Here is a 24,597-nt window from a genome sequence, read left to right on the forward strand (position 1 = left end):
TCAAACAATCTGTTTAATTTTTGAGAATGACACAAAAACAAAAAAGCCTGGCAAGGCCAGGCTTTGGGACGAGATAAAACTCTCCTAGGGGTTACTTGTTAAATTCGTCCTCTGACAGTTCCCCGTCTTTGTTCGAGTCTAACTCGTTGAACACTTTCATTAAGCTTTCAGAAGCTGATGCTTCGCTTTTGCTGATCACGCCATCTTTGTCAGTGTCAAAATCTGCAAAGTTTGCAGCCATAGCGCCTGCGCTGCTCATCATTAGCATTGATGCCATAAGTGCGTTAATTGCTTTCATCTCCACGTCTCCTATTTTTTAAATTGCGCGAATTCTACTGGGGTAAGTTCGTTGTCTTTATTGCTGTCCAGATCACGGTACTGTTTAGCAAGTTGCTCAGAAGCCTGTGCTTCTGTTGGGCTGATCACACCGTCATTGTCACTGTCTAGTGTTTGGAATGTTAGGTCTGCTGCAAAAGCAACAGCGCTAATTAAAGAAGCTGACGTTAGGGTAAAAACGTGTGTTAGTTTCATGTTGTACTCCAATTTATATTTTTATACTGCTATCTGGGCTTGATATAGGGGAGCTGTAAACTGTTACTCGCTCTTGAAGTTAGCAAACTCTTCAGCGCTTAGTGAGCCATTTGCATCTACGTCTAGATCTTTAAACTTAGCCGCTAAACTGGTTAGCGCTTGCGCTTCACTTTGACTGATTGCACCGTCTTTATCTGCATCTAATGCTGTAAATACTTCAGAAGCCTGAGCCGTTGCTGATGCAGCCATAGTGAAAAATGCGATTGTGATAAACTTGTTTTTCATCATCTGATTCCTTATTTATTTGCTCAAAGTCAACTCAGCGCCTACTCGCTGGTGACCGTTTGCGGCTGATATCTAATGTCGCCAATCTGTGAGCGGTTAATGTGTTCGCTGTGACTATTCCAACTTTGATGCCAAAATTGAAATTCCATTTACAAACAACAAGTTATAAAAAACACCTGCAAATAGTTCAGTTTCAATTAAGGCTGACTGTTGCTTAATAGCAACACACCACTCAACCTAACTTTAAAATTTCAACTTTATCAACTAGTTAGATTGTTGCATTTTGGCAACACACGGTTTTGAAGGAAGCAACACATGGGTACAGTACGATTGAAATGGCCTAAAACCCTGCACTTCGCGCAGATTAAAAACTCGCCATCTAAGTTTTTTTCTCAATCACTCAGTCAACAGGCTAGACTGGCGATGTTGCTAGCGCTCGTTCCAATTGTTATTTTAGCCCTGTGGTACGCTCAACAAACAGCGCATCAGCAACAAAAAATAAACGAGATATATAATAAAAATCAGCTACTTATACTTTCTTTTAATGCCTTAAAAAGTGATATTTCGGCACTTGAGAAAGCACATCTCAATAATCAATTGCTCAATAACGCCGAGCTGCAAAAAAGTATTGAGAGCAAGTGGCAAACCACCAAAAAGCGCATCGATTTTTTAAAAAGTTCATACCCAATTGAGAAACTGGTTGCCAAATGGCAACAGTTACAATTACTCACTCCGGGTGAGCAAGCTTTAGAAGTAGACTACGGGCAATTACAGCGACAACTGTTGGCTATAGAGCAACCATTTCAGAATGTGCTAGAGGCAAAACTTGAACGACAAGCACAACAGCTCGCTCAACTTAACCAGTATTTTTTATTTGGTCTGTTCATCCTTATCCCGCTGTTGGTTGTGATCAGTTTATTGGTGATCCGCCGAGTGACACGTCAGCTTAGTGCGCTTGAAGAAGTTATCTGGCAGCTTGGTGAAGGCCGTTTTGACACGCCAATTAATTTACATGGCAGTGAAGAATTTGTGGCCCTAGGTAAAGAACTGGATTGGCTGCGAGAAGAATTACAACGCAGTCACAAACAAAAAGAGACCTTTTTGCGCCATGTGAGCCACGAACTGAAAACCCCACTGGCATCATTAAGCGAAGGGAATAGCTTGCTGCAAAGTGGCAGCTTTGGTGCGATTTCATCGCCTCAGCAGCGTATTATTAAAATCATGGATGGCGCTTTGACCCGTTTAGCAACTTTGATTGATGATTTGCTCAACTACAGTGCAGCAAGCCACCCTCTGGCGCAACAACAACACCCTTTCGCACACATAAAAGATGAATTAATGAAACATTTTGCACTGCAAATTGATGAATCGAACATTGAACTAAAATGGCATGATAAAAGTGAGCAAACATGCCTGCCCTATTTACCCGTGAAGTTAATACTCACACAACTGATTGGTAATGCATTGCAATACGCCAACTCAACCATTGAAGTTAAATATCGCGTCGTTCATAACGATGTCTTTATCGACGTAAAAGATGATGGGCCGGGTATTGAGCTGTCTGAACAACACAAACTTACCCAACCGTTTTACCGTGGTAAACACAGCGAAAATCATGTTGGTAGCGGTCTGGGGTTAGCCATTGTGTCCGAATGTGTAAAGCAGTTAAAAGGCACGATAAGGTGGCAGCATGCCAACCAAGGCTGCCATATCTGTATCCAATTTCCAAGCTATGGAGCACCGACAAATGCGTAATCTAATAACAATACTAATGATATGTACTTTGTCCGCATGTCAGGCCATTTCTTCATCGGTTGGTCATGTCAATTTTGTTGGACCGAGTAACAGCAAACAATCTGAATTTGCGCCGTTGACGACTTTAGTCACAGCACATCAAAGTGCTTGTGACAACGGCACAGCCAAACAGCTTGTTGGCTATCGAGCTTACCTACAACTCCATGAGTTTTTACAAGCTTTTTGTTCGACACGCTCAACCACGACTCAGCTGCGCCTCATCGCACAGCTACACCAACAAAACGACTGGCCACAGGATTACCTGAGTTATTTTGCCATGCTGCATCAACATATCACTACGTTGCGACAGTACAAGCTTGAGAATATTGCGCTTAAAAAGCAATTGACTGAACAGCAAAATGCTTTACATAACGTAGAGTTGGCTCTTAGCAACCTAAAGCAAAAACTGGCGCAAATAGAACAACAGCATCTGTTATCCCCCTCTCATACCGATGCAGAAACTGACAGTAACCCATTAGGAGAACAACAATGAGCATAAATACTATTTTATTGGTTGATGACGATGCATCACTCATTGAATTGTTAGCGATGCGTTTAGAAGCGAACAATTATCACGTTCTCACCGCACACCGAGGTACTCAAGCGCTGCAAATCTTGCAGCAAAGTGTGGTCGACTTGGTGATCACTGACTTACGTATGGCCCACATGGATGGCTTTGAGCTTTTTGAAAATATCAAAAAGAACCATGTTGGCCTGCCTGTGATCATGATGACCGCCCATGGCTCAATCCCCGATGCGGTTGACGCCATGCAGCAGGGCTTTGTAAGTTTTCTAAGTAAACCTATAGAAAGCAAGGCATTACTTGAAGCCATCGAAAACACCTTAAAAAATAACAAAAAGCGCGATGGTGCGACCAATCGCAATCACTTTCATGGCTTAGTCTATCAAAGCACAGCCATGCATCAGGTTGTACAACATATACAAGCATTGGCACCTAGCCAAGCCAATATTCTCATTCAAGGCGCCAGCGGCACAGGTAAAGAAGTCACCGCTAATGCCATTCACAAAGCCAGTAACTACTGTGATGGCCCATTTATTGCCATTAACTGTGGGGCTGTGCCCGCTCATTTGCTTGAGTCGGAGCTATTCGGCCATAAAAAAGGCGCATTCACGGGCGCGATGCAAGATAAAGTAGGCTTAGTACAAAGCGCCAATGGCGGTACATTATTTCTAGATGAAATAGGCGATATGCCGATGGACCTACAAGTCAAACTGCTGAGGGTGTTACAAGAAAGAACGGTGCGTCCGGTCGGTGGTCAAGTCGAGCAAAGTGTAGACATTCGGTTCGTCTCTGCCAGCCATAAAAACCTCCAGCAAGCCGTCGCGGATAAAGAGTTCAGAGAAGATCTGTACTATCGGCTCAATGTGGTGTCTATTCATCTGCCAGCATTAAAAGATCGCCCCGAAGACATTCCGCTGCTGGCCAATCGCTTTGTTAACCGTATCAGTGGCGGCCAGAAAGTGATCAGCCCGCAAGCAATGACATGCCTGCTCAACTACCATTGGCCCGGCAACGTCAGACAGCTCAATAACATTATTGAACATGCGGTGGCATTGAGTTCAGGTAAACTGATCACCGCTGATATCATTGAAAACGCGATCCCCGAACTTGGTCAAGCCAGCTTTAAGGGCCTAAATGACGCCAAAAAGCAGTTTGAGTATGACTATATTCAAAAAGTTTTGTCTTTATGTCAGGGCAATGTAGCGGAAGCTGCCAAGTTGGCGCAGCGCAATCGCTCTGACTTTTATAAGCTGCTCAAAAAACATCAAATAAGTTGCTAGAAAATATAGCGAAACTGGGCGTTAGTCGTTATTGTATCTATACTGTAACAAACGCTATGTGCAAATTACATGTACTTAGCCTAAAACGCATTGAGCCATCGTGCAAAAGTGGTTCAATGCGCTTGAATACATTTAATGTAATCAAGGTTATTCAGTAAACACACTCAATGACAACACTTTGTTAGATGGTAAAGCAAACAAAAATCAAAACTCAATCCATCAGCAAAAATACCCGTAATACAGGAGCACCCTATGAGAATGCGCCAAAAACTAATCGTCAGTTTTTTGCTCACTGTTATCGTGCCTATTCTAGCCATCTCCGCGGTCAGCATCTCAAAAACCAAGCATGAGTCACTTAACAGCTTTTTAGATTTTTCTAGCAGTGAGATACGCCAGATAGAAAACACTTTCGTACTGTTCTTCGATCAAATGAAAAACAATGCAAAGTTTTTGGCTCAACATAAATCGGTCAGTAACATGCCGAATAATATCACCCAATATTTTGGTGCTGAAAAGCCCATGACACCGCTTAAGAACTCTGCCGAAGAAGGAGAAATTTTTGAGTTTTATACCGCTTTTGGGCAAACACATCCAGAGCTGTTGTTTGTCTATTTAGGCTCCGAATCAGGCGGTTTCATCCAGTATCCAGCAGAGCCTTTGGGAAACTACGACCCCCGCAAACGCCCTTGGTATCAAAATGCCAAGGCATCCCCTAAAAGCGTCATTATCACCGAACCCTATCAAGGGGTAACAGGTCAGGCTATGGTGTCAGTTGCCACGGGTATTTTTAAAGGTGGTGAGTTTGCAGGCGTACAGTCATTAGATGTCACACTCTCTACTTTGACTGATATTGTTAGCAACATAAAACTGGGTGAGACGGGCTATTTGATTTTGCTAGACAGTAAGGGAACGATTTTGGCAGATCCCAGGCGTCCCGAAAACAACTTCAAAAACATTAATGATCTGAATAACCCTCTTTACGAACAAATATCTACGGTTGGTGATAAACCCTATATCAGCGTTGAGATGGCAAATAAAACCGTTGACGCCAAGGTGTACCACTCTAAAACACTCAACTGGCGCTTTGTTGCTGTAATAGATGAGGATGAGATTCTATCATCGGCTTACAGCATGTCGTGGAGCATTACCCTGATAGCCCTTGTTATGCTGGTAATTTTTGGCGTGATTGCCGTTACACTCGCGAACAAAATAGTGTTCCCCATCGAACGCGTTTCTGAAGGGCTAAGAGATATCGCCCAAGGTGAAGGTAACTTGTCTAAACGCTTGCAAGTAATCGGTAATGATGAAATCAGCGAGCTTGCAACGTGGTTTAACCAGTTTTTAAACTCTATAAACTCTTTGGTCAAAGACATCCAGCAAAATGCCCATACGCTCAACAGTTCGGCACAGCATTTTGAGACGCAAATCAACGACATTCGCAGTCAATGTCGCAATCAACAAGGCACCGCAAATCAAGCGGCACACAATACTGAGTCGGTCCACCATATGGCACAAAATGTCAGTGACAACTGCCAAGGCTCTCTTGATGAAATTGCTCAAACGGACCAATTTACCCTCTCAGGGAATACCTTGATAAGTAATACTGTTAAGCAGGTTGCTCAGCTTAATAGCTCACTTGATGCCTCGGCGGCAGAGATTTCCCAGCTAGAGAGTGAGAGTAATAATATTACCAATATTCTAGGCGTTATTCGTGGCATTGCGGAACAAACCAACCTACTGGCGCTAAATGCAGCAATCGAAGCAGCAAGAGCAGGTGAACAAGGCCGAGGTTTCGCGGTGGTTGCAGATGAAGTTAGAACCCTCGCGCAACGCTCACACGACGCGACGCAAGAAATCGAGCTGGTTCTGACTAAACTGATTGAACAAACACGCGCTGTCTCAACCACAATGACACAAAGCGTGTCCGCATCCAGTGAGGCTATCGCACAATCAGAGGAAGCCCATCAGGCCTTTGAAAACATCGCAAGCAGCGTGACCAAAGTGAAAAGCTTGATCAGTACAATCGCTCATGATGCGCAACAACAGGGTCATTCTGCCAGTCAAACTCACGACCAAATCGCAGGCCTTACAGAGTCTGTTACCCAAGTAAGCCAAGCATCGGATAGCTTATCGGACGGTGCTAAGTCTCTAGTTGAACTGGCAAAAAGTTTAGATCAGCTGGTCGGTCGTTTTCACATTGATTAAGGATAACTATCAAAGTGTGTACAAAGTGACAAAAGAGTACTCTATTTGTCACTTTGTATTAATTTTTAACGGATTAGAATCAATTTTTTAGCTGTTTATAAAAGGAAGTAGACGTTGCAAAACATCACCACTGATTACAGTAAATCACAAGGGAACTGGCTATTACTGTGCGCTCTATTACAAGGTTTAGGGCTGCTGCTGTTACACCAAGCTTTTAGTTTTGATTGGCCGATTGCAAGCTCACCTTCACTATTACTTGCTTGCTATGCGGTACTTTTAACTGGCCCGTCGATACTGATATACGGTGTTAATCAAGACTCTCATCGGGTGTTTTACAACATTGTTATTACTTTTACTTTAATCGCAGCGCTATTGGGGGTTTATGTGGGCAGCCAAACCCTTCACCCTAAGTACCCCGATTTGGCGCTACATGGCATGGGCTTTGCGGCGGTGATGTCATTACTCACCTTCAAAGTGTTTATTTTTGCCTCTTCAATTCATTTACAAGATCATCAATGGCAAATCTGCTACAGCAGGCTTATTAGCAACACCTGTCGTTTGCTCATTACGGTTACGCTCGCCAGTATTTTTACTTTGCTGGTGTGGCTTATCGTTGTGTTATGGGCCGAATTGTTCAACAAGATTAATATCACGTTGTTTAAAGACATATTTTACGAGCCTTGGTTTATCTACCCGACACTCTCTTTGGCCCACGCAATTGGGGTGCTTAAAATCCGCCGCAGTAACAAGGTTGTCAGCACTGCCAATCAACTGATCCAAACACTGTCATTTGCTTTACTGCCTTTATTACTGTTGCTGAACTCAGTATTTTTAGTGGCGATAGCTTATGTAGGATTAACAGCCCTTTGGGACAATGGTGGCAGCAACTTGGTATTCGTCTTAACCGCATTAATCTTAGTGACTCTAAACCTTGCCTTTCAAGACTCTAAGCAAGCACCAAAAATGCACCGTATTGCCTATCTGCTGATACTTGCTGGCATCGCCATTTTACCAATTTATTTGGCCATCAGTGGCTATGGCTTATGGCTAAGAGTGGAACAGTATGGGCTAAGTATCAGCAGGTTATGGGCCATATTTATGTGGGTATTTCTCACTTTATATCTCACCTGCTACAGCATCAGCATCATTACCAATGCACGCAATTGGCTTGATTCACTCGCAACCATCAACACACGATTAGGACTGCTCTTGATCGTTGCTTTATTTATCAGCCAATCACCAATTTTGAATTTTAAGCAACTTAGTGCACAAAATCAGCTTGCCAGAATTCACGCAGGTATTACGCCAGTTGATGACATTGACGTATATTATTTTGCCCATGAGTTAGGTGTAGCTGGACGAGATGTACTCAAAGAAATAGACGCCCATTTTACCGAACAACACCCCCAATTGGGGGCAAGGATTGAGGCGGCATTAAACAGCTTAACTCAAAGCGAGTCAAACGCTGAAAGTACTCAAACCACAGTGGCTAACCTCATTAATGCATTAGAGGTAAGAGGAGAGACGCCCAAAACGGCGCTTGAACCTGCCCTCATAAGTGCATTACAAAATTACGCTAATACGAATAGCTCAGCAATCGCAAATAGCTCACGATTGATTTTACTACCTGTTGAGCTCACAGGTGATAAACAAAGCGAATACTTGCTGATTATGAAACGGCCCAACTACTTTGAGCTGCCGCTATTTTATTTAGACGAAGGTAAATGGCTCACAAAATCCATGTATTTTAACTACACAAAACAGGGAAGTGACAAAGAGCTAGTTGAGGCATTGCTCGCTGGAGAGTATCAAATCACGCCAGCCAAGTTTAAAGATATTCAGATAAACGGTACATCCTTGAAAGTGTCACAATATTAAACCATGAGTGTAAGGCGCTGATTTTTACTCAGCGCCTATTGAACAATAGCCTAAATCACTTAAATATCAGTTTTACCACTCTGGTAGAGAGTTTTGCTTGGAAAACTTTCATTTCACTCCTATTATTAACCACTTACAGCACGATTAATGGGTCAGCTGAGTTTGTTTTTATGAAATCATTTCCATCGTTATATTTTACGAACCTATTCTTGGTTGGTGGTACGGGTTTACTGACCACTTACCTTGCTTTGTACCTTGGCCAACATGACGTCTCGACATTTTGGATTGGGCTGCTCACGTCGTTTTATTACATAGGTTTATTACTTGGCTCCAAACTTGGCTATCACTTGATTAAATCTGCCGGCCATATTAGAGCGTTTTCTGCCAGCACAGCCATCGTCACCGCATGCGTCGCCTGCCACGGCATAAGTGACAATATCTACCTGTGGTTAGTGCTACGCTTTGTCGTAGGCTTGGGAATGATGTGCAATTATATGGTACTTGAGAGTTGGCTTAATGAACAAGCAGCACCAGAGCAACGTGGACGGGTATTTTCGTTCTATATGCTAACGTCCTATTTGGGTATGGTTGTAGGTCAGTTCGCGTTATCACAATTCCCCGAACTGGGTTATGCTCCGCTTTTTCTTATCTGCATTGCTCTGTCATTTGGCATCGTGCCAATTTCCATAACTCGTAGAATACACCCTAAACCGCTTAAACCATTGCAGGTCAGTTTATGGGGTTACTTCAAAAGAGTACCGCAATCATTAACCGCAGTATGTTTTGCTGGGATAATCAATGGTAGCTTTTATGGCCTAGCCCCAATCTTTGCCAGTCAAGCGGGGTTAAATGCCAAAGAAATTGCCATGTATATGTCTGTCACCATAGTCGCAGGCCTGCTTGCTCAGTGGCCCATGGGAATACTGTCAGACAGAGTGCGACGTAGTATTCTGTTGCGAACTAATGCATTGGTTATTGGTGTTGTGTCGTTAGCACTGTTCTTTTTACCAACGCAAGCGCCTTTGAGCTACTGGCTCACATTTATGTTTGGTTTGTTTGCATTTACACTCTATCCGTTGTCGTCTGCATTAGCTAACTCACGAGTAGATGATGAACACAGGGTTGGGGTTTCTTCTTCTTTACTGGTGGCTTTTGGTGCTGGTGCGAGTATCGGTTCAGCATCTATTGCCCAAGTTATGACCTACTTTGGTCCTCACGCACTGTATGCTTCATTTGCGCTTTTAACGGTTGTGATGTACTCACTATTAACCTACATCAATGCACGACAAAAAGCAGAGCAGCCTGAGCCAAGCGACTATGTTGCAGCAACCTCAGATATCACCAGCTCTCCGCTGGCGGCTACCTTAGACCCACGCATTGAAGAAAAAACAGCGCAAGAACAACTGCTTGTTGTTGAGGAAGATGAAGAGGAAGATGAAGATGAAGATGAAGATATTGACGCGACCACTTTAACCGATGATAAGCAAACGGATAAAGTAAATTAACTATAAGCATTAATCACGGACACAATCTCGTTTGACTGTGTCCGGTCTATACAGCTACTAAAAACAATAACTCTTGATTTGCCTTCCCTCAAATAACACCTTGTCGCTCATTGTAAATGTCGGTTCCGTATTCAGATCAGACGCAATGTCTTACCATCTGCCTATGTATTGCTTAGTGCAATAAGCATCACCTTGTTTGTACCTTATACTATACAGTTTTTCCTAAAAAGCGTACAATTCTCGTTTCGAATTCAACAACAATCAAACTTAATAGATTATAAGGGTAATATGAAACAGATACTCAACACTAAGGGATTAGCGTTATCAATGCTTACGCTTGCGTTAACGGCATGTGGTGGAAGTGGGAGCGGAAGTAATAGTGATAAAACTCCAGACACATCTGACGGAAAAACTCCCGTCATTGTAGCACCAGAGCCGGAGCCAGAGCCAGAGCCGCAGAACAAAGCGCCAGTTATATTGGCAGCGGAAGGGCTAGAAGCACAAGAAAGAGCCCTATTCTCGCTTTCTGCACAAGCGTCTGATGAAGATGGTTCTATCGAAAGCTTCGTTTGGGAGCAAACCGCAGGAACCACAGTTGAGTTATCTGGCACAGACACGAATACTGTTGAGTTCATTGTGCCCGATTTAACCGAAGATGAAACCATCACACTTAAATTAAGTGTCACTGATGATGACAACGAAACCACTAGCAAAGAGTTTGTTGTCGCAATAAACGCATACGCTGCGCCCTCTGCGGACGTTATCACTGACAAAGCCTTATTGACGTGTATGAACGACGCACAACTAGATATGGGTGCAACTGCGATTGAGTGTACTGACGCGCCTATTAGCTCTTTGGCAGGTTTAGAGACACTTACACAACTGGTGTCGGTTAAGTTTGAAAATACTCAGCTTGAAAGTCTAGAAATGCTAGGGACACTCACGCAGCTAGAAGACTTAACGCTACATAATAACCCTACCACGGATTATTCTGCGCTAAATAATTTAACCGCGCTTAAGTCACTATCGTTCAACGTCAATACAAGTTCCTATCAACCAGACATTGACTTCACGAACTTTCAAAACCTAACGTCTTTGACGCTGCAATATATTGATACTTATCGCTACAATAGCTTTGACTTGTCAACCCTACCCACATCACTAACCGAGTTGCATTTATCAAGATTAGAAGCATCTAACGCTAGTGCGTTATCATCGCTGTCTCAGTTAGAAAAGTTAAGTTTAGAGCATGTGGGCAGCATTAGCTCCTTGTCTTTTTTAACCACAATGCCAAACATAAAGGAAGTCACATTCGCAGGCCTCAATGTGAATGATCCAACGGCATTTTCATTAACTCCTAATCTAGAAAAGCTAGCACTTAGACAAATTGACTTTGAAGATTTCAGTTTCCTTGCGAATCTCACCAAGCTGACGTCTTTAGCAGTAGAGTCTGGATATTATCATTATAATAGATCGTTTGATGTCAATACTATCAAAGAGCTGTCGGAGCTAACAACGCTGTCTATCGATGGAGTTCAACTGAAGAATACATCTGGGTTAAGCTCTCTAACCAACCTTACTGCACTCGCGCTAAAAGACAACAATCTAACTACGCTAAGCTTTTTGGCAAATTTAGAAAAGCTAACTCATCTAGCAATTGCTAGAAACGCTCAAGTTATCGATATCGCTTGGATTGCATTTTTACCAGAGCTAACAGAACTCAGCCTTGATTCGCTACATAGTGATGTTTCGTACGAAGCGCTTGCACAGCTTACTTCACTCACTAAGTTAAATATTCGACATAGAAATACATATGGCTCTTTGGACATAGCAAATCTTAGTCAATTAAGTCAGCTTGAAGTGCTAACTGTTCAAGTGGGTGAACTCACCAACATAAGCATCCTTTCTGATCTGACAAGGCTACAATATCTGTTCATTAATTCTCATGATATTAATAAGTTGCCAAACATTAGTACATTATCACAGCTTACAGATTTATCGATTGTCAACAACAGCTATTACAGTGAGAGTAATCAAGTGGCGTTCGCTAATTTAGGTGCCAGCTCATCGTTGACCAGCTTAAGACTAAATGGCTTTTCGTATATCGAAGACTTAACAGCACTAGCTCAGTATTCAGCATTAGAAGAGCTAGAGATCCGAAATTCCAAAGCTACAAATATCACGCCAATATCACAGCTAGACAAGCTTAAGAAGTTGACGCTATCTGACTTTCAAGCGCTTAACCATGTAGCTGATTTGGCAAGCCTTAACAAGTTGGAGTTTCTAGCTATATATTCAAGTCCTTACGTACTATGTGCCGATCTAGAAACAATACGTACCACGTTCGCTGATACAACATTACTTGAGCTTTCAAATCAGTGTATCGAGAGCTTAGTAGACTTAAGCCTTATTGAGGATGAAAACCTAAGGACGTTTATCCGTAATAATAGATACTATGATGCGCTTGCACTGAATTATTTGTCAGTTCACAACAGCAACAACATTTTATCACTGGCGGGCATGGAGCAGTACAGTAACTTGGAAAGCATATCCTTGTCTACAGAACATGCTATTGACCTTTTGAATAGCTTTGATATTGAGCAATTATCTAATTTAAACGCCATATCAATATCATACAGTCAATTGACCACATTGGATGAGCTTGTTCTACCTCAAGCTGTGAAGTCATTTACAATCACAGAAAACTATAAAACTATTGATTTAGAAGGTTTTAATGCCCCTTATGTTGAGTATCTAAATTTATCTTGGAGCTCGCTGTCAAACACACAGTTATTGGCAAACTTTACCAATTTGGTAAATTTAAATGTGTCTTACACGAATCTAGAGGATTTGACGCCACTGCATTCACTAACGCAACTTGAAGAGCTACACATATATCAGCACGATAGTTATGAGTGTGAACAAATAGAGGCGCTAACGGCAGCTTTACCCAACACATATATCGCGAAGTATAGTTCTTGTAACTAATCTCTTCTGGGGCCATCGAGTCGATGCGCCCCTCAACTTTCTCCTCTAGATAACGTTCTAGATACATTTTCTCAGCCCTAAATTACCAAACAGTAGCCTGTGTAACGCCACCCTATTGCCCATTGTTTGACTTTATGCCAATTACCCCAGATAAACCTTCATACAGATCAATAACGGTTGGCTTATTAGCCCTTATTAATTCTTATTTAAATGCAATCGGTTGAAATTTTATTCGGTATTTAGCAAAAGCAAACATTTCGACATTTCTAGAAATATCTTGATCTGTCGTTTTGCCTGTCTTACACTGCGTGTTATGAAAATAGAAATGGCTGCCAACCAACTGGCAGAGCTTGGGCATGTAACCCGACTCGAAATTTACCGAATTTTAGTACGCGCAGGCCACCACGGCTTGGCAGTGTCTGCTATTCAAGAAAAGTTAGATATACCAGGCTCAACGCTTTCTCATCATATTTCTCGATTGGTGAAAGTCGGGTTATTGAGCCAGACCCGTGAAGGTCGTATGCTACGATGCCAAGCGCAATATAAGGAGCTTGAGCGTCTTATTGCATTCCTATCTGAAGAGTGCTGTAAAGGTTGCGACTAAAAAAAAAAAATTTAACCCATATTTCGAATATTCTAGAAATGTAAAAATTAGGAGATTCTATGTTTACTTATCAACAATGGCAAAGTGCGCTCACATTTTTTGTATCCACCTTTGCTGAGCTTACCGTACTGTTTTTAGTGATAAGCTTTATCGTCAGTGTCGTTAATCACTACCTACCCACGGCAAAAGTGCGCCAGTTATTGTCTGGTAATAGTGGCTATTCCGTAGCCATTGGTCTTGGAGCAGTTACGCCGTTTTGCAGCTGCTCAACACTGCCAATGATGGTTGGATTGCTCAAAGCCAGAGCCGCATTTGGTCCCGTTATGGCCTTTTTATTTACCTCTCCTCTACTTAACCCATTTATCATTGCCCTGCTTTGGGCCACATTCGGCGCCAGTATTACGCTATGCTACGCTTTCTTTGCAGTAACGATGGCGTTGCTATCTGGCATACTGATGCAGCGATTTGGCTTTGAGCGCTTTATTCGTGAAGAGTTGTTTGCATGCCCATCAAATGAGACAGGCAAAGCAAGCAATGAAACGACTTGTCAAACCAATCCATCTAGCAGCTGTGTTCCCCAAAGCACCAATAAGCCACAACCAATGGTCCCATTCATTGCCCTCTGTAAGAGCGCATTTAAGCAATTAACCATGATGTTGCCATACATGGCAATTGGCGTGGCTGTGGGTGCGGCTTTACATGGCTTTGTGCCCACTGAACTGTTTAGTGCGCTGGCAGATGTCCATCTTTTATTAATGATCCCACTATGCGCCATGATAGGTACTTTCTTGTATGTTCGAGCCTCGACCATGATCCCCATTGCCGCATCATTGGTTGCAAAAGGACTAAGTCTAGGTGCGGTGATGTCACTGACCATCGCAGGCGCGGGCGCAAGCCTACCTGAGATGATTATGCTCAAAAAGCTATTCCACTGGCCATTACTCATCGCGTTTATCACTTTGGTATTTACCACCGCCTGTCTAACGGGCTTGGGTATCGAATTATTGAACTTGAGATAGCAGGAGAAACATTATGATCACCATTGACAGTGACTTTTAAGGCGGCTCATTGGGATAATCATGACTGCCAGCAACGTGGGATTGAGCGGAACAAGACAGGCACCTTGACGTTAGAAGGTGCCTGCAGATTAGAGTTTTCAGTATCAGATAATTAATATGTGATACCCGACTTTAGACACTTATTACAATGGCAGTTCGCTGATCTGTTTCGCAACTCTTACACCACTTCTAACCGCACCTTCCATGTAGCCTAGGTATAGGGTATCTGTGTGCTCACCAGCGAAGTAAATTCGCCCTATAGGCTGTTTAAACAACGCCCAATAGGCGCTCATTTGACCTGGTCCATAGGCTAAAAATCCCCCTTTCGTCCATTGCTCATTTAACCAATCTTGAGATTTAGCTTCGATAAAATATTGTGATGACCCCGGATACATCAGTTCGATTTCAGCAAGTCGTGTGTCTATAACTTGTTGGTCGCTCCAATGCTGTTGCATCTTACTAAAATCTCCCGATGTATAGGCAATCAGGATACCGCCCTCGCCGCCTTGACGCTCTGTGGTCTCCCAAGTCCAGCCTGTTGGTAGGCTTGCAACTACCGTATCGCCACCAAGGTTGTGATCTAACCAAAAGCGCTTGCTGTAGCGCAGCAGTACCTTTGAGTGTGTACCGTAATTAATATGTTCAGCGGCTTGTGTTAACTGCTCTGGCAACGCTGGAGTAAAGGTGATTTTGTTTAGCACTTTTAAAGGCACTGTGACGACTATCACATCCGATGTATAAGTATCATCGGTGACCGTTGTGACGGTAATTCTATCGTCAGCTTGTTGGATGTTTTTGACTGCTTGATTAAGTAAGATCTCACCCGAAATATGTTCTGAAAATGCCCGAGTCATAGCCCGACCGCCTTTTAAAAAGCGATATGATTCCACATCATCATCAGCGACATTTTCATATACCTTTGCATATTGAGCCAAATGTAGCAGTGATAGGTCTTTAGGCTCGTCAAACTCACCTCTGACGAACTGCTCCGCAAGCTGTTTTGCGCTCGACTCTAGCTGCAATTCATCTATCCAGCTTTGCACATCTCGCTTGTCTACTTCTACAGCCGCATCCAACAATAAGGGTCTCTCGGGATCAGGCACCAGATCCGCCAATAGACTTAACTCATCATAAAACCGATAATAATCAGTAACTACTGCGGTATTATACGATGCGTCAAACTCTCCGTAACTCACCAGCTGACCATCAATGTAATACGCACCGCTTTGGATACTCCCTTCATACCCTGTGCTTGCCAACTCGGCGCCAAACAGGCTGGCGTATCGATGAAGCTCTTTGTGAACGGTCTCACCATCGATAAATTCTCCACCGATTTCACCACTTTGTTGGCCCATCTCTAGCGTCGCGACTCGTCCACCGATACGGTCTCGAGCCTCTAATACAGTCACTTTAAAGCCAATTTGTTCTAGCTCATAGGCAGCGCTTAGCCCTGATAAACCAGCGCCAACAACAATGGCTGTCTTTTCGGTACTCGGGTTTAGAGAGTCGACAGGGTAGCCTATTTCATAACTATCCCCACATGCGCTTAGAAGCAATAGTAGTAAAGATGTGAAGGTACTTCGGAAAAAGTCCATTTTCCAAATTTTCATTGTTAAATCCTCATTATTAAATATAAACAAACGCCAAAAATAAGTGGCGATAAATTATATTTATAACAAACACGAAATACCAAACTATATTTAATAAATAATAAGCCATTAAAATAAAATTAATAAATTTCAATTTATAATAATTTACATATTATCTTCTAAGTACTTAATAAAACCAGGTGATTCGATATAGTACTTTTCACCATATTGAGAAATAATTACCATTGATTTGAGCTTCTTAACACTTGTTTGAATCGCCGAGGTGGTAATATCACTCTTGGTTATTTTACTTAATTTTTCAATAGTGCTAGTGCTATACAAAGCAGTACAGCCTTTTTTTATTAAACTTAATACTGCGATATCTAGCTCTCTGAGTCGCTTTTTAAGATTTTCAAAGTCACCATCTTGGATCATCAACGCTTTAATATACTCACGGCCCTCTTTTAGGCTCGTTTGATTTGCCATCAAATAAGTCATTAACTTCATCATCCAAAACGGAGACTTATCAATCTCTTCATAGAAATCACCAACTTCCAACGGATCATAATGCAAGTTAAAGTGCTTGCTTAACGTGTCACAGCAATGTTTTACAAACTCATCCCCAAGCCTTGGAAAATCAATCATAAATGCCGAGTCGTAGAATGGCCGATCTTTATCAGTGAACATGGCATTGACGCCCGAACGGCTCGAGCCGGCAAATACCACACTGATGTCACTATAAGTGTCTAATGCGGTTCTCAGTGCATGCTGCACCGATAGGAACTTCTCTGACGAAGCGAGGTGTTGAATTTCATCAATAATAATCAGGGCTTTATCACCGCACTTATTAAATAATGCTTCTACTAGTTGATTGATTTTATATAGCTCGGATTGGCTTGGCTTGTGCGCGTTGCTATCACTAAATTCTATGGTGGCTTTACCAAATACGTTATTGCCCACCTCTAGCTTTTTAATCTCCGAGTTGGCAATGTCGCTTAGTTTGCCCTTTACCGACTGATTCAAAACATTCAGTGTGCTACTGAGCGCTTGGGTAATAGCAAGCGTTGGATTTTCAGGCTCTCCCCAAAGGTTTACATAGACGGGAATAAAACCATTATCCAAAGCAATAGGATAAAGATCTTTGAGCAAAAATGTTGTTTTACCCGTTCTGCGTACATCAAGCAGCGCGATACGGCTCACCGCGCCTTGATATACTGTTTGTAGATATGACTCAGCAAGTGCTTTTCGTTGAAAATGCCAATTGATCTTTTTCATCTAGTCTACCCGCTATGCTGTTTTATGGTTAATTATGCATAGTATACATAATTAACCATAAAACAGCATAGCAAGTAACAAAACCAAAATGCAGCCCAATTAACTTAAGCTGCCAAGGCTTAGCCTAAAGCTCAATCATTGACCACTGAAAAGTGCCAAAATCTCACTTTCATCAAGGGCCTTTTTGAAAAAGCGCACGTCATCTATATCCCCAGTAAAGTGATTACCCGTTGATTGATTATCGCCATCGCGTCGTGCACCTATCAAAATATCCATACCATTACTTGGCACAAAGCCAGACACTTTGCTCCCCAAAAGCTGGCCATCTAAATACACTTTAAAATAGCCTGTGCTGTGATCGTTCACCAGCGCAGCAAAATGCCACTGCCCATCATCTATTGTGTCTGAGCTGCTGCGAATCGTTCTATATGCGCCGTCTTCCAAGCCCACTCTGCCATACAGTGCACCATTACTTCCTGCAAACAGATAGAACTGAACATCTGAGGTGGCATCTTTAACTTTAGAAATTAAGGCACCACTGTGGGTGGTTTTAAACCACAAGGTAGCAGTAAAGCTATGTTGCTGGGGGTTAACATCCATCAATTCATGCGCAAATAGGTTCACATAATCATCACCATCAAAACCTAACGCGCCTTGAATATGACCTTCATTCACCCAAGTAGCACCGTCTACCACACCATTGACTTCGCTTAAAGTGCCACTATTCACAGCGGTGTTACCTGAGCCATCATCAAGTGTCAGGTGCAGTAAATCCGCATAGTTTAAATCAAAACTAAAGCTCGCCTCTATCACGTGATTCTCACTCACGCTATCAAATAGATACTCACTTGCAACAGGCACAGGCTCTCCATCCACCAGTAAAGATGATACCTGATACAAAGGCGCAGGAGAGATTGTCATGGTTTGGCTATCGCCACGTGCGACCGACACAGGCCCATTGGGTAAAATATCACCGTGTGCGCCGCTAAACGTGCTGATCCGAACAACTTTGGGCGCAAAGTGTGCTTTAACTAGCTTGTGACCCATCACTTCGCAGCGCCCACTAGCCACCTGATCGCACCCTTCCCAACCGAGAAAATCGTGGCTACTGTCGGCGATAGCACTCAAAGTAACTAGCTGATTAGTATCAAACACACCACCACATGTTTTTGGACAATCAACACCCGCAGGATTGCTAACAACACGCCCGCCCTCGTTCATTAACACTCTTAGCGTGACGTATTCAAGCGCGCCAATGTCATATGCCCCTTGCAATGGCCGAGTGATGTTGACTAAATCCGTCGTTAGCCTTGTGGCCTCAACGCCATACTCTGCTGGCATATCTGTACCAGTATTCTGGGCAGAGGTCCCAACTTTAAGGGCATACGGTGCATCATTTCCGCCCTCTAAAGTATCAGCAGAGGTATTGAGGTTGGAGGCCACAATCACATCTCCAGCCACATCCATCGGCGTGCTGTCTGGTATGATTAAGTTGTTCGCAACCGAGTGGGTTTCTCTATATATGCGAAAATCAACACTTTCTTTTACGGGGTTAATAATCGTGTTATTAATTACATGGTGTGATTTACCTTGGTAGATCTGCTGCCAAGGAATGTGCTGATCTTGCTCGTCGTACATTTTATGATGCTCATCATCGGTATTAAAACGCACTTGAATAGCGGATTCTTTACCATACTGACCACCTTTGCCCGCATCTTTAATAACATTGTTAGCAATCACCCCCCCAAGCGTTGGCGCATGAACTCCCATACCATAGCCACCTTCAGTTCCACCTTCTAGCGTATTGCGATATACATCGCAATGAGTATTCGTTTGTAAGCTGATGGCGCCTATTTGATCACGGTTATAGTTCTTAGTCGAAAAGTTCGTCACTTGGTTGGAAAAAACTTCGCAATCAACGGCACTAGATTTAACGTTGATTGAATCCCAGCCCGTTCTATCAACTATGTTGTTATATATTTTTACACCAACCAACTGCCCTGCCATTGGCTCGTTGTAATCACCAAATGCGACTTGCTGCTGTTGGTCAGGTATTTGATAGTACTGGCAAATACGTCTCTCATTACCTCCCATCCCTGAACCTGGTAAATGAAATGGGTCGGCATGTTCACTCGCTTTGTACAGCCGATAGCTACCATTAGAGCCAATATACATTCCTTCTGTGCCTGTATTGTGAATGTAATTATCGTGATAGCTGGCATTGTAAAAGGTCATGTCACCTTTGGAACTAGCATCAAGATGGTTAATCACACCATCGTTGTTGTAGTCATGCATATGCTCTTTTTGATATTGTTCTGGTGTGTCATGAAGCACTAAAGGCTCATTGTAAGCGTCGTAAAATTGTGGCGTTTCGCCTTGCTCTGCATAGCGTGCGGGCACTGAGCCATCCGAGCAATTGCTAAAGGTTTTTAAATTAAGACCAGATTGACTGGTATAGCCCACTTCAATATGATCCAGTTCGATGTCGCTGCTGCGTTTGTAATAAGCAACACCTTTGCGAATGGTACCGACGCGACCGTCAATCTTAAAGCCATATTCATACGCCTGATTACCAGAGCCAGTAATATGCAAATGTTGGGAATTTAGCACCTCTATCGCAGTATCGATGTAGCCATTGCTATCAAGGTTTTTAAATACCACCTGCCCACCAGAATTTATCACGGTAATGGGAGCCTCAGCTGTTCCTGCTACATTTTCGATTCTTAACTCATGACTGGCGCCCTCAGGCGCGCCTTTAACACATAGCACCGTACCAGGTACCAACAACTGTGCAGGATTAAGTGATTCATTTCCCTTACCTTCTACCGTATTACTCCTACCATCTAGGGTGATACGCTCTTCATGACTGAGTTGCACGGTATTGGTCGACGAGCATAACGGCTCGGTTTGAATTGCTGTAATAGTTCCTTCAACCCAAGTATTGTTATTAACAGTGGCTGGGTTTTGTTCATCGAACAGACGCAAATGCAAACGATGCGACATCCACTGCTCATATACAAGTGGGATCAGTTCATCGCCGACGCTCTGATTGTTGGTCTCAAACTCTGTCAAAAGGTAAGTATTACGTACAGACAAGTTACTATCAGTACGCGTATTGCTTGGTATCACTAAGTAAGAGCCCGCATTGTGTGGGTCTATCACCAGCCTTAGCTTTGGTTGAGTTTCATCCATTGTCAGTGACACATTGCCGATTGTTGCCTCATAGCGAATACCCGCAGATTGAGACTCAGCCACATAGTTAGGATAGCTGCTTAAGTCATGCATCTGGCTGTCATACCAGTATTCACCCACAATAGGATCTGACAATTTAATTGTGTTAGTAACCAGTGAATATGGGTCTTTTACTTCATTGACATAGCCACTAAAAGTGACTTTATATAAGTCGGCCAAGCTGTAAAAAGGTAAACAAATTATACCTACAGCCACGAGTGAGCGATGGGAAGTTAGAAGCGTCATTTTATAATCCTTTTATATTAAAACTGTTCAAAACGTAAAATATATTTTATTTTTAGATTTTTTATTCCAATAAAATTAGGTCGGAGAATAATTTTAACCAAACCATCGTAGTACACCTACACTTTGTAAGGCTTAATATTGTAAGAATTTTTGACAAGGAATCGTTTTCGCTCTGTCTTATATGAAATATTTCATATTAATTAAGTACTTATAGACACTTCATCAAATAAAAAATTCTAACCGTATTATTTTTAAACATACTACTTTATAACTAGCTTTTGAGAGGGGATTGGCGAAACAGCTCCTATACATTTTCATGATGGTTCACAACGCTTGTTTATTGCCTTCATTTAGTTAAATATAATTCCAGCATCAGAATAAAAACTAACCCTCGCATAGTTACAAGGAAGCACCGAATATGTTCAAAATACAATGGCTAATTCTGAGCGTTTGTTTAACGTTTTCTGCAATAGCAAAGGATAACCTCACCAGTCAGCCCTTTGAGCTTGCAAAAACCCTGACATTTAAGTCACAATCTTTGCAACAATCACGCTCAGTACATGTTTATTTGCCACCCAGTTATACGCAAAACAAACAGCAAACTTACCCAGTTATTTACCTACTAGATGGCTCTAAAGATGAAGACTTTATTCATATTGCTGGCTTAGTGCAGTTTGCTAATTTCCCTTGGCTCAATATATTACCTGATACCATTGTTGTGGGTATTGAAAACATTGACCGTAAGCACGACTTCACCACGCCCAGCAATAATGCCTTGGATAAAAAAGAACTACCAAGCCACGGCGGTGCAAAACAGTTCATAGACTTTATTGCTAAAGAGTTACAACCTATGGTCACACAGCGCTACCGAACTAATGGCACTTCGACTTTGATAGGACAATCACTTGGAGGCTTATTGGCAAGTGAAATTTTATTTAATCACAGCGCAATGTTCGATCATTACGTGATCATCAGCCCCAGCCTATGGTGGAATGATGAAGCGCTTCTTAAACAAGCGTTTAATCCTTCTCAATCACCAAAATCGGTCTACATCGGAGTGGGTAAGGAAGGCGAACAGATGGAGCGTTTAGCCAAGCAACTGCATAAAAAAATCACGCCAAAACTGCTTGATAATACACAGCTTGAATTTGGCTATTTTCCACAGCTAACCCACGGTGATACGCTGCACCTAGCTGTATACGACGCATTTAAGAAAATCAAATACTGAGCTTAAGCAGCTGAGTGATGCCAGCCGCCTCATTCAACACAGTACAAAGTTCATTTAGAGCAATAACCCAAACGCGCCCCTTCAGCAATTAACAAGTAGCCAAGTATTGCTACATTTTTGTTTATTATTGCGCACAAAGTCATAAAACTGTCATCTAACTGCGCAATAATGCGCCCCACTTAAAATCAACCACCACTTGAAGACGATGACACAACCACCGGTACTGCTGAGTTTCTCAGCTCGCGCACTAGATGAACATGCTGAAGATCAAGCCTGTCTACACGCGTTGCAGTACGATACCTTGCAACTTGAATATCATACTATGGGTTTACCATTTTTATGTGAGCTACCGTTTGATGCTCAACTTGGAGATTCAATTGCCTTATACGCAACCTCGGTAACAGCGCGCTCAGCAAGCTTCAGCGCAGAAGCTCCCGTGACAAAACAAGCGTTAGATACAGGCCATCAAAGCTTAACGTTAAAAGGCCAAGGTGAATCTGGTGAGTATATAGTGCAACTTAGTTTGGTGGGTCTACATGGTATGGTCAAAAATACCGTGGAATACAACGCTTATATCAACAATACCTCTTCGATGAACCGGTCACTCGATAGCAAAGCATCGCCATCAGTGGTCGCATCAGCAGTTAAACGCCATACCACTAACCTGATGGCATCTTTGCTGGCGATTTTCTAGCTTTGCTTAACCGCTAATCCGCAAAGCTGACTTTACCCATAGTGACCTGTGGTAAGGCTAGATCTTTGCGTGCGGTAACTTTGCCCGCTAAACATTCATTAGCCAACATAGCAAATAGCACGGCCTCTTTTGCATCAGGGTGAATGCCAAGCGTGTCACTGCTATGTAACTGGATATGCGGTGCTAACAGCTGCTTAATTTGACTCATGAGCAATGGGTTATGTACGCCACCACCGCTGCTATACACCATGCATTGCTCAGTACACAGCGTATTGATATGCCTAGCAATAACCTGAGCTGACAACGCACTTAGTGTTGCCATGATATCTTGATGACTAAGTTTTTCTGTACTGCTATCTCGTTGGGCTGCCTCTAGCATTTCTAAGTTAAATACCTCTGGCCCAGTTGTTTTTGGTAAAGGTAAGGCAAAAAAAGGTTCTGCCTGTAGTCTATCTAGCAATGTCTGGTTTACCGTACCAAGGCTTGCAAGCTGCGCGTTCTCATCATAGGGCTGTGAAAAATGCTGGCGCATGTATGCATCCATCAACGTATTACCTGGGCCTAAATCGCTACACACCACTCCTTCCAACTCGGTGCCTTTAGGTAAATAGGTTAGATTTGCAATGCCGCCCATATTTAACAACACACGGTGTTCGGTATCGCTGGCAAAATAGTAGTAGTCACCATATAGCGCCAAAGGTGCACCTTCTCCGCCAGCAGCTATATGCTTTTGCCTAAAATCGGCTACGGTGGTGATCCCAGTGGTAACAGCGATATGATCTGCATCACCAATCTGTAAGGTAGCATTACCAAAATCACTGTAGTGGTGTTGATGCTTTGGGCAGTGAAATATGGTCTGTCCATGACTGGCAATAACATCAATATCACTTGGTTCAACCTGCCAGTTCTTTAAGCACTGATTAATTAATTCACCATGATATTTACCGATCCATGCATTTAGCAGGGTGAGATATTCCAGATCAACGGTTTGCTTAGCAAACACTGTCAGTATTTTGTCTTTAACCGCTTTAGGGTAAGGGCAAGTGGTAAATGCCTGCACTGTCACTTGAGTCTCTCGGCCACTGCCACTGATACGGCATAATGCGACATCTAGGCCATCCAACGATGTGCCGCTCATCAGGCCAATGATCAAACGCTCAGGTTTTTCGGCACTTTGGTATAGTTTCTCAATATGTGGATGCATAAGGATTTACATAGTTATTTTAGTTTTTCAGAAGTATACACACTTACTATCGGATAGTCGTGGCGACCAAACTCAAGTGTTAATGTTGCTGTTTGCTGCCCTTCCAATGCAAGCTTGCTCACCGTAGAGATCGGCGTGTGACGAGCGCCGTCGGCCAACACTGCCATCACGTGTTCAGCCTGAAAAAAACGCTTACCAGCGGCCATGTTTTTGATAGTTACCAGCGCTGCTCTATCCCCTTGCTCACTACTCATGGGGTGATACACTTGTAAACTAAAATCACTGATCTTTGGATATTGTCTTGCGTCGTTCACAAACGCACTAGGTGGGATGTTGATAATACTGCCATCAAAAGTATAAATACTGTTCTGTGCAATACTCACACAACTGAAGATCAGTAAGAAAGGTAATAAAAACAATTTCATAATCACACTCCTATGCGTCACTTTAGGTTGATAGCCCTGAATATACAATGATCA

19 protein-coding genes are annotated in these 24,597 nt (G+C 42.7%); 11 read left to right on the forward strand and 8 right to left on the reverse strand.

Annotated elements, in window-relative coordinates; translation table 11 throughout:
• Positions 1-91 precede the first annotated feature (91 nt).
• The 3 genes from L1070_RS17155 to L1070_RS17165 form a co-directional block, all read right to left on the reverse strand.
• Positions 92-298 carry a calmodulin gene (locus tag L1070_RS17155; RefSeq protein ID WP_070987610.1) on the reverse strand — a complete coding sequence of 69 codons (207 nt, stop codon included), beginning with the start codon at positions 296-298 and terminating at the stop codon, positions 92-94.
• An 11-nt stretch (positions 299-309) separates the two neighbouring features.
• Positions 310-531: a hypothetical protein gene (locus tag L1070_RS17160; RefSeq protein WP_070987608.1), complete on the reverse strand. Its 222-nt coding sequence runs from the start codon at positions 529-531 to the stop codon at positions 310-312.
• A 63-nt stretch (positions 532-594) separates the two neighbouring features.
• The gene (locus tag L1070_RS17165) at positions 595-819 is read right to left on the reverse strand and encodes an EF-hand domain-containing protein (RefSeq protein WP_237126478.1); all 225 of its coding nucleotides are present in this window, start codon (positions 817-819) and stop codon (positions 595-597) included.
• A 312-nt stretch (positions 820-1,131) separates the two neighbouring features.
• Here L1070_RS17165 and L1070_RS17170 point away from each other — a divergent pair, with 312 nt between their 5' ends.
• The 9 genes from L1070_RS17170 to L1070_RS17210 all read left to right on the forward strand — a co-directional run bounded on the left by L1070_RS17170 (position 1,132) and on the right by L1070_RS17210 (position 14,612).
• On the forward strand, positions 1,132-2,571 hold the full coding sequence (locus tag L1070_RS17170; RefSeq protein WP_237126479.1) for a HAMP domain-containing sensor histidine kinase: 1,440 nt from the start codon (positions 1,132-1,134) through the stop codon (positions 2,569-2,571).
• Positions 2,564-3,103, forward strand: coding sequence for a hypothetical protein (locus tag L1070_RS17175; protein ID WP_237126480.1), 540 nt, complete (start codon positions 2,564-2,566; stop codon positions 3,101-3,103). Before L1070_RS17170 ends, L1070_RS17175 begins: the two co-directional genes overlap by 8 nt.
• The gene (locus L1070_RS17180) at positions 3,100-4,413 is read left to right on the forward strand and encodes a sigma-54 dependent transcriptional regulator (protein ID WP_237126481.1); all 1,314 of its coding nucleotides are present in this window, start codon (positions 3,100-3,102) and stop codon (positions 4,411-4,413) included. The genes L1070_RS17175 and L1070_RS17180 overlap by 4 nt, the downstream gene beginning before the upstream one ends.
• A 252-nt stretch (positions 4,414-4,665) precedes the next feature.
• Positions 4,666-6,618 carry a methyl-accepting chemotaxis protein gene (locus L1070_RS17185; RefSeq protein WP_237126482.1) on the forward strand — a complete coding sequence of 651 codons (1,953 nt, stop codon included), beginning with the start codon at positions 4,666-4,668 and terminating at the stop codon, positions 6,616-6,618.
• 114 nt (positions 6,619-6,732) lie between these two features.
• Positions 6,733-8,496 (forward strand): DUF4153 domain-containing protein, encoded by a 1,764-nt coding sequence (locus L1070_RS17190; RefSeq protein ID WP_237126483.1) that lies wholly within the window; start codon positions 6,733-6,735, stop codon positions 8,494-8,496.
• A 170-nt stretch (positions 8,497-8,666) separates the two neighbouring features.
• Positions 8,667-10,001 (forward strand): MFS transporter, encoded by a 1,335-nt coding sequence (locus tag L1070_RS17195; protein ID WP_237126484.1) that lies wholly within the window; start codon positions 8,667-8,669, stop codon positions 9,999-10,001.
• A gap of 288 nt (positions 10,002-10,289) precedes the next feature.
• Positions 10,290-12,989, forward strand: coding sequence for a hypothetical protein (locus L1070_RS17200; RefSeq protein WP_237126485.1), 2,700 nt, complete (start codon positions 10,290-10,292; stop codon positions 12,987-12,989).
• 313 nt (positions 12,990-13,302) lie between these two features.
• Positions 13,303-13,593 (forward strand): helix-turn-helix domain-containing protein, encoded by a 291-nt coding sequence (locus L1070_RS17205; RefSeq protein WP_237126486.1) that lies wholly within the window; start codon positions 13,303-13,305, stop codon positions 13,591-13,593.
• A 59-nt stretch (positions 13,594-13,652) separates the two neighbouring features.
• Positions 13,653-14,612: a permease gene (locus L1070_RS17210; RefSeq protein ID WP_237126487.1), complete on the forward strand. Its 960-nt coding sequence runs from the start codon at positions 13,653-13,655 to the stop codon at positions 14,610-14,612.
• Between the two features lie 182 nt (positions 14,613-14,794).
• Here L1070_RS17210 and L1070_RS17215 read toward each other — a convergent pair whose 3' ends face one another.
• From L1070_RS17215 to L1070_RS17225, 3 genes are all read right to left on the reverse strand, one after another.
• A complete protein-coding gene (locus L1070_RS17215) occupies positions 14,795-16,261 on the reverse strand; it encodes an FAD-dependent oxidoreductase (RefSeq protein ID WP_237126488.1) in 1,467 nt (488 codons plus the stop codon).
• 144 nt (positions 16,262-16,405) lie between these two features.
• Positions 16,406-17,515: a hypothetical protein gene (locus L1070_RS17220; protein ID WP_237126489.1), complete on the reverse strand. Its 1,110-nt coding sequence runs from the start codon at positions 17,513-17,515 to the stop codon at positions 16,406-16,408.
• 135 nt (positions 17,516-17,650) lie between these two features.
• Complete coding sequence (locus tag L1070_RS17225) at positions 17,651-20,992, reverse strand: LamG domain-containing protein (protein WP_237126490.1); 3,342 nt, start codon at positions 20,990-20,992, stop codon at positions 17,651-17,653.
• Positions 20,993-21,410: 418 nt separating this feature from the next.
• Here L1070_RS17225 and L1070_RS17230 point away from each other — a divergent pair, with 418 nt between their 5' ends.
• Together L1070_RS17230 and L1070_RS17235 are read left to right on the forward strand one after the other, a co-directional pair.
• The gene (locus tag L1070_RS17230) at positions 21,411-22,220 is read left to right on the forward strand and encodes an alpha/beta hydrolase-fold protein (protein WP_237126491.1); all 810 of its coding nucleotides are present in this window, start codon (positions 21,411-21,413) and stop codon (positions 22,218-22,220) included.
• Between the two features lie 205 nt (positions 22,221-22,425).
• Entirely contained in the window at positions 22,426-22,914 is a 489-nt protein-coding gene (locus L1070_RS17235) for a hypothetical protein (RefSeq protein ID WP_070987581.1), read from the forward strand.
• 13 nt (positions 22,915-22,927) lie between these two features.
• Here L1070_RS17235 and L1070_RS17240 read toward each other — a convergent pair whose 3' ends face one another.
• Positions 22,928-24,118, reverse strand: coding sequence for an anhydro-N-acetylmuramic acid kinase (locus L1070_RS17240; RefSeq protein WP_070987579.1), 1,191 nt, complete (start codon positions 24,116-24,118; stop codon positions 22,928-22,930).
• A gap of 14 nt (positions 24,119-24,132) precedes the next feature.
• Positions 24,133-24,543: a hypothetical protein gene (locus L1070_RS17245; RefSeq protein ID WP_237126492.1), complete on the reverse strand. Its 411-nt coding sequence runs from the start codon at positions 24,541-24,543 to the stop codon at positions 24,133-24,135.
• Positions 24,544-24,597 lie beyond the last annotated feature (54 nt).

Source organism: Pseudoalteromonas sp. MMG022 (genome assembly GCF_021654245.1).
GTDB lineage: Bacteria > Pseudomonadota > Gammaproteobacteria > Enterobacterales > Alteromonadaceae > Pseudoalteromonas > Pseudoalteromonas amylolytica.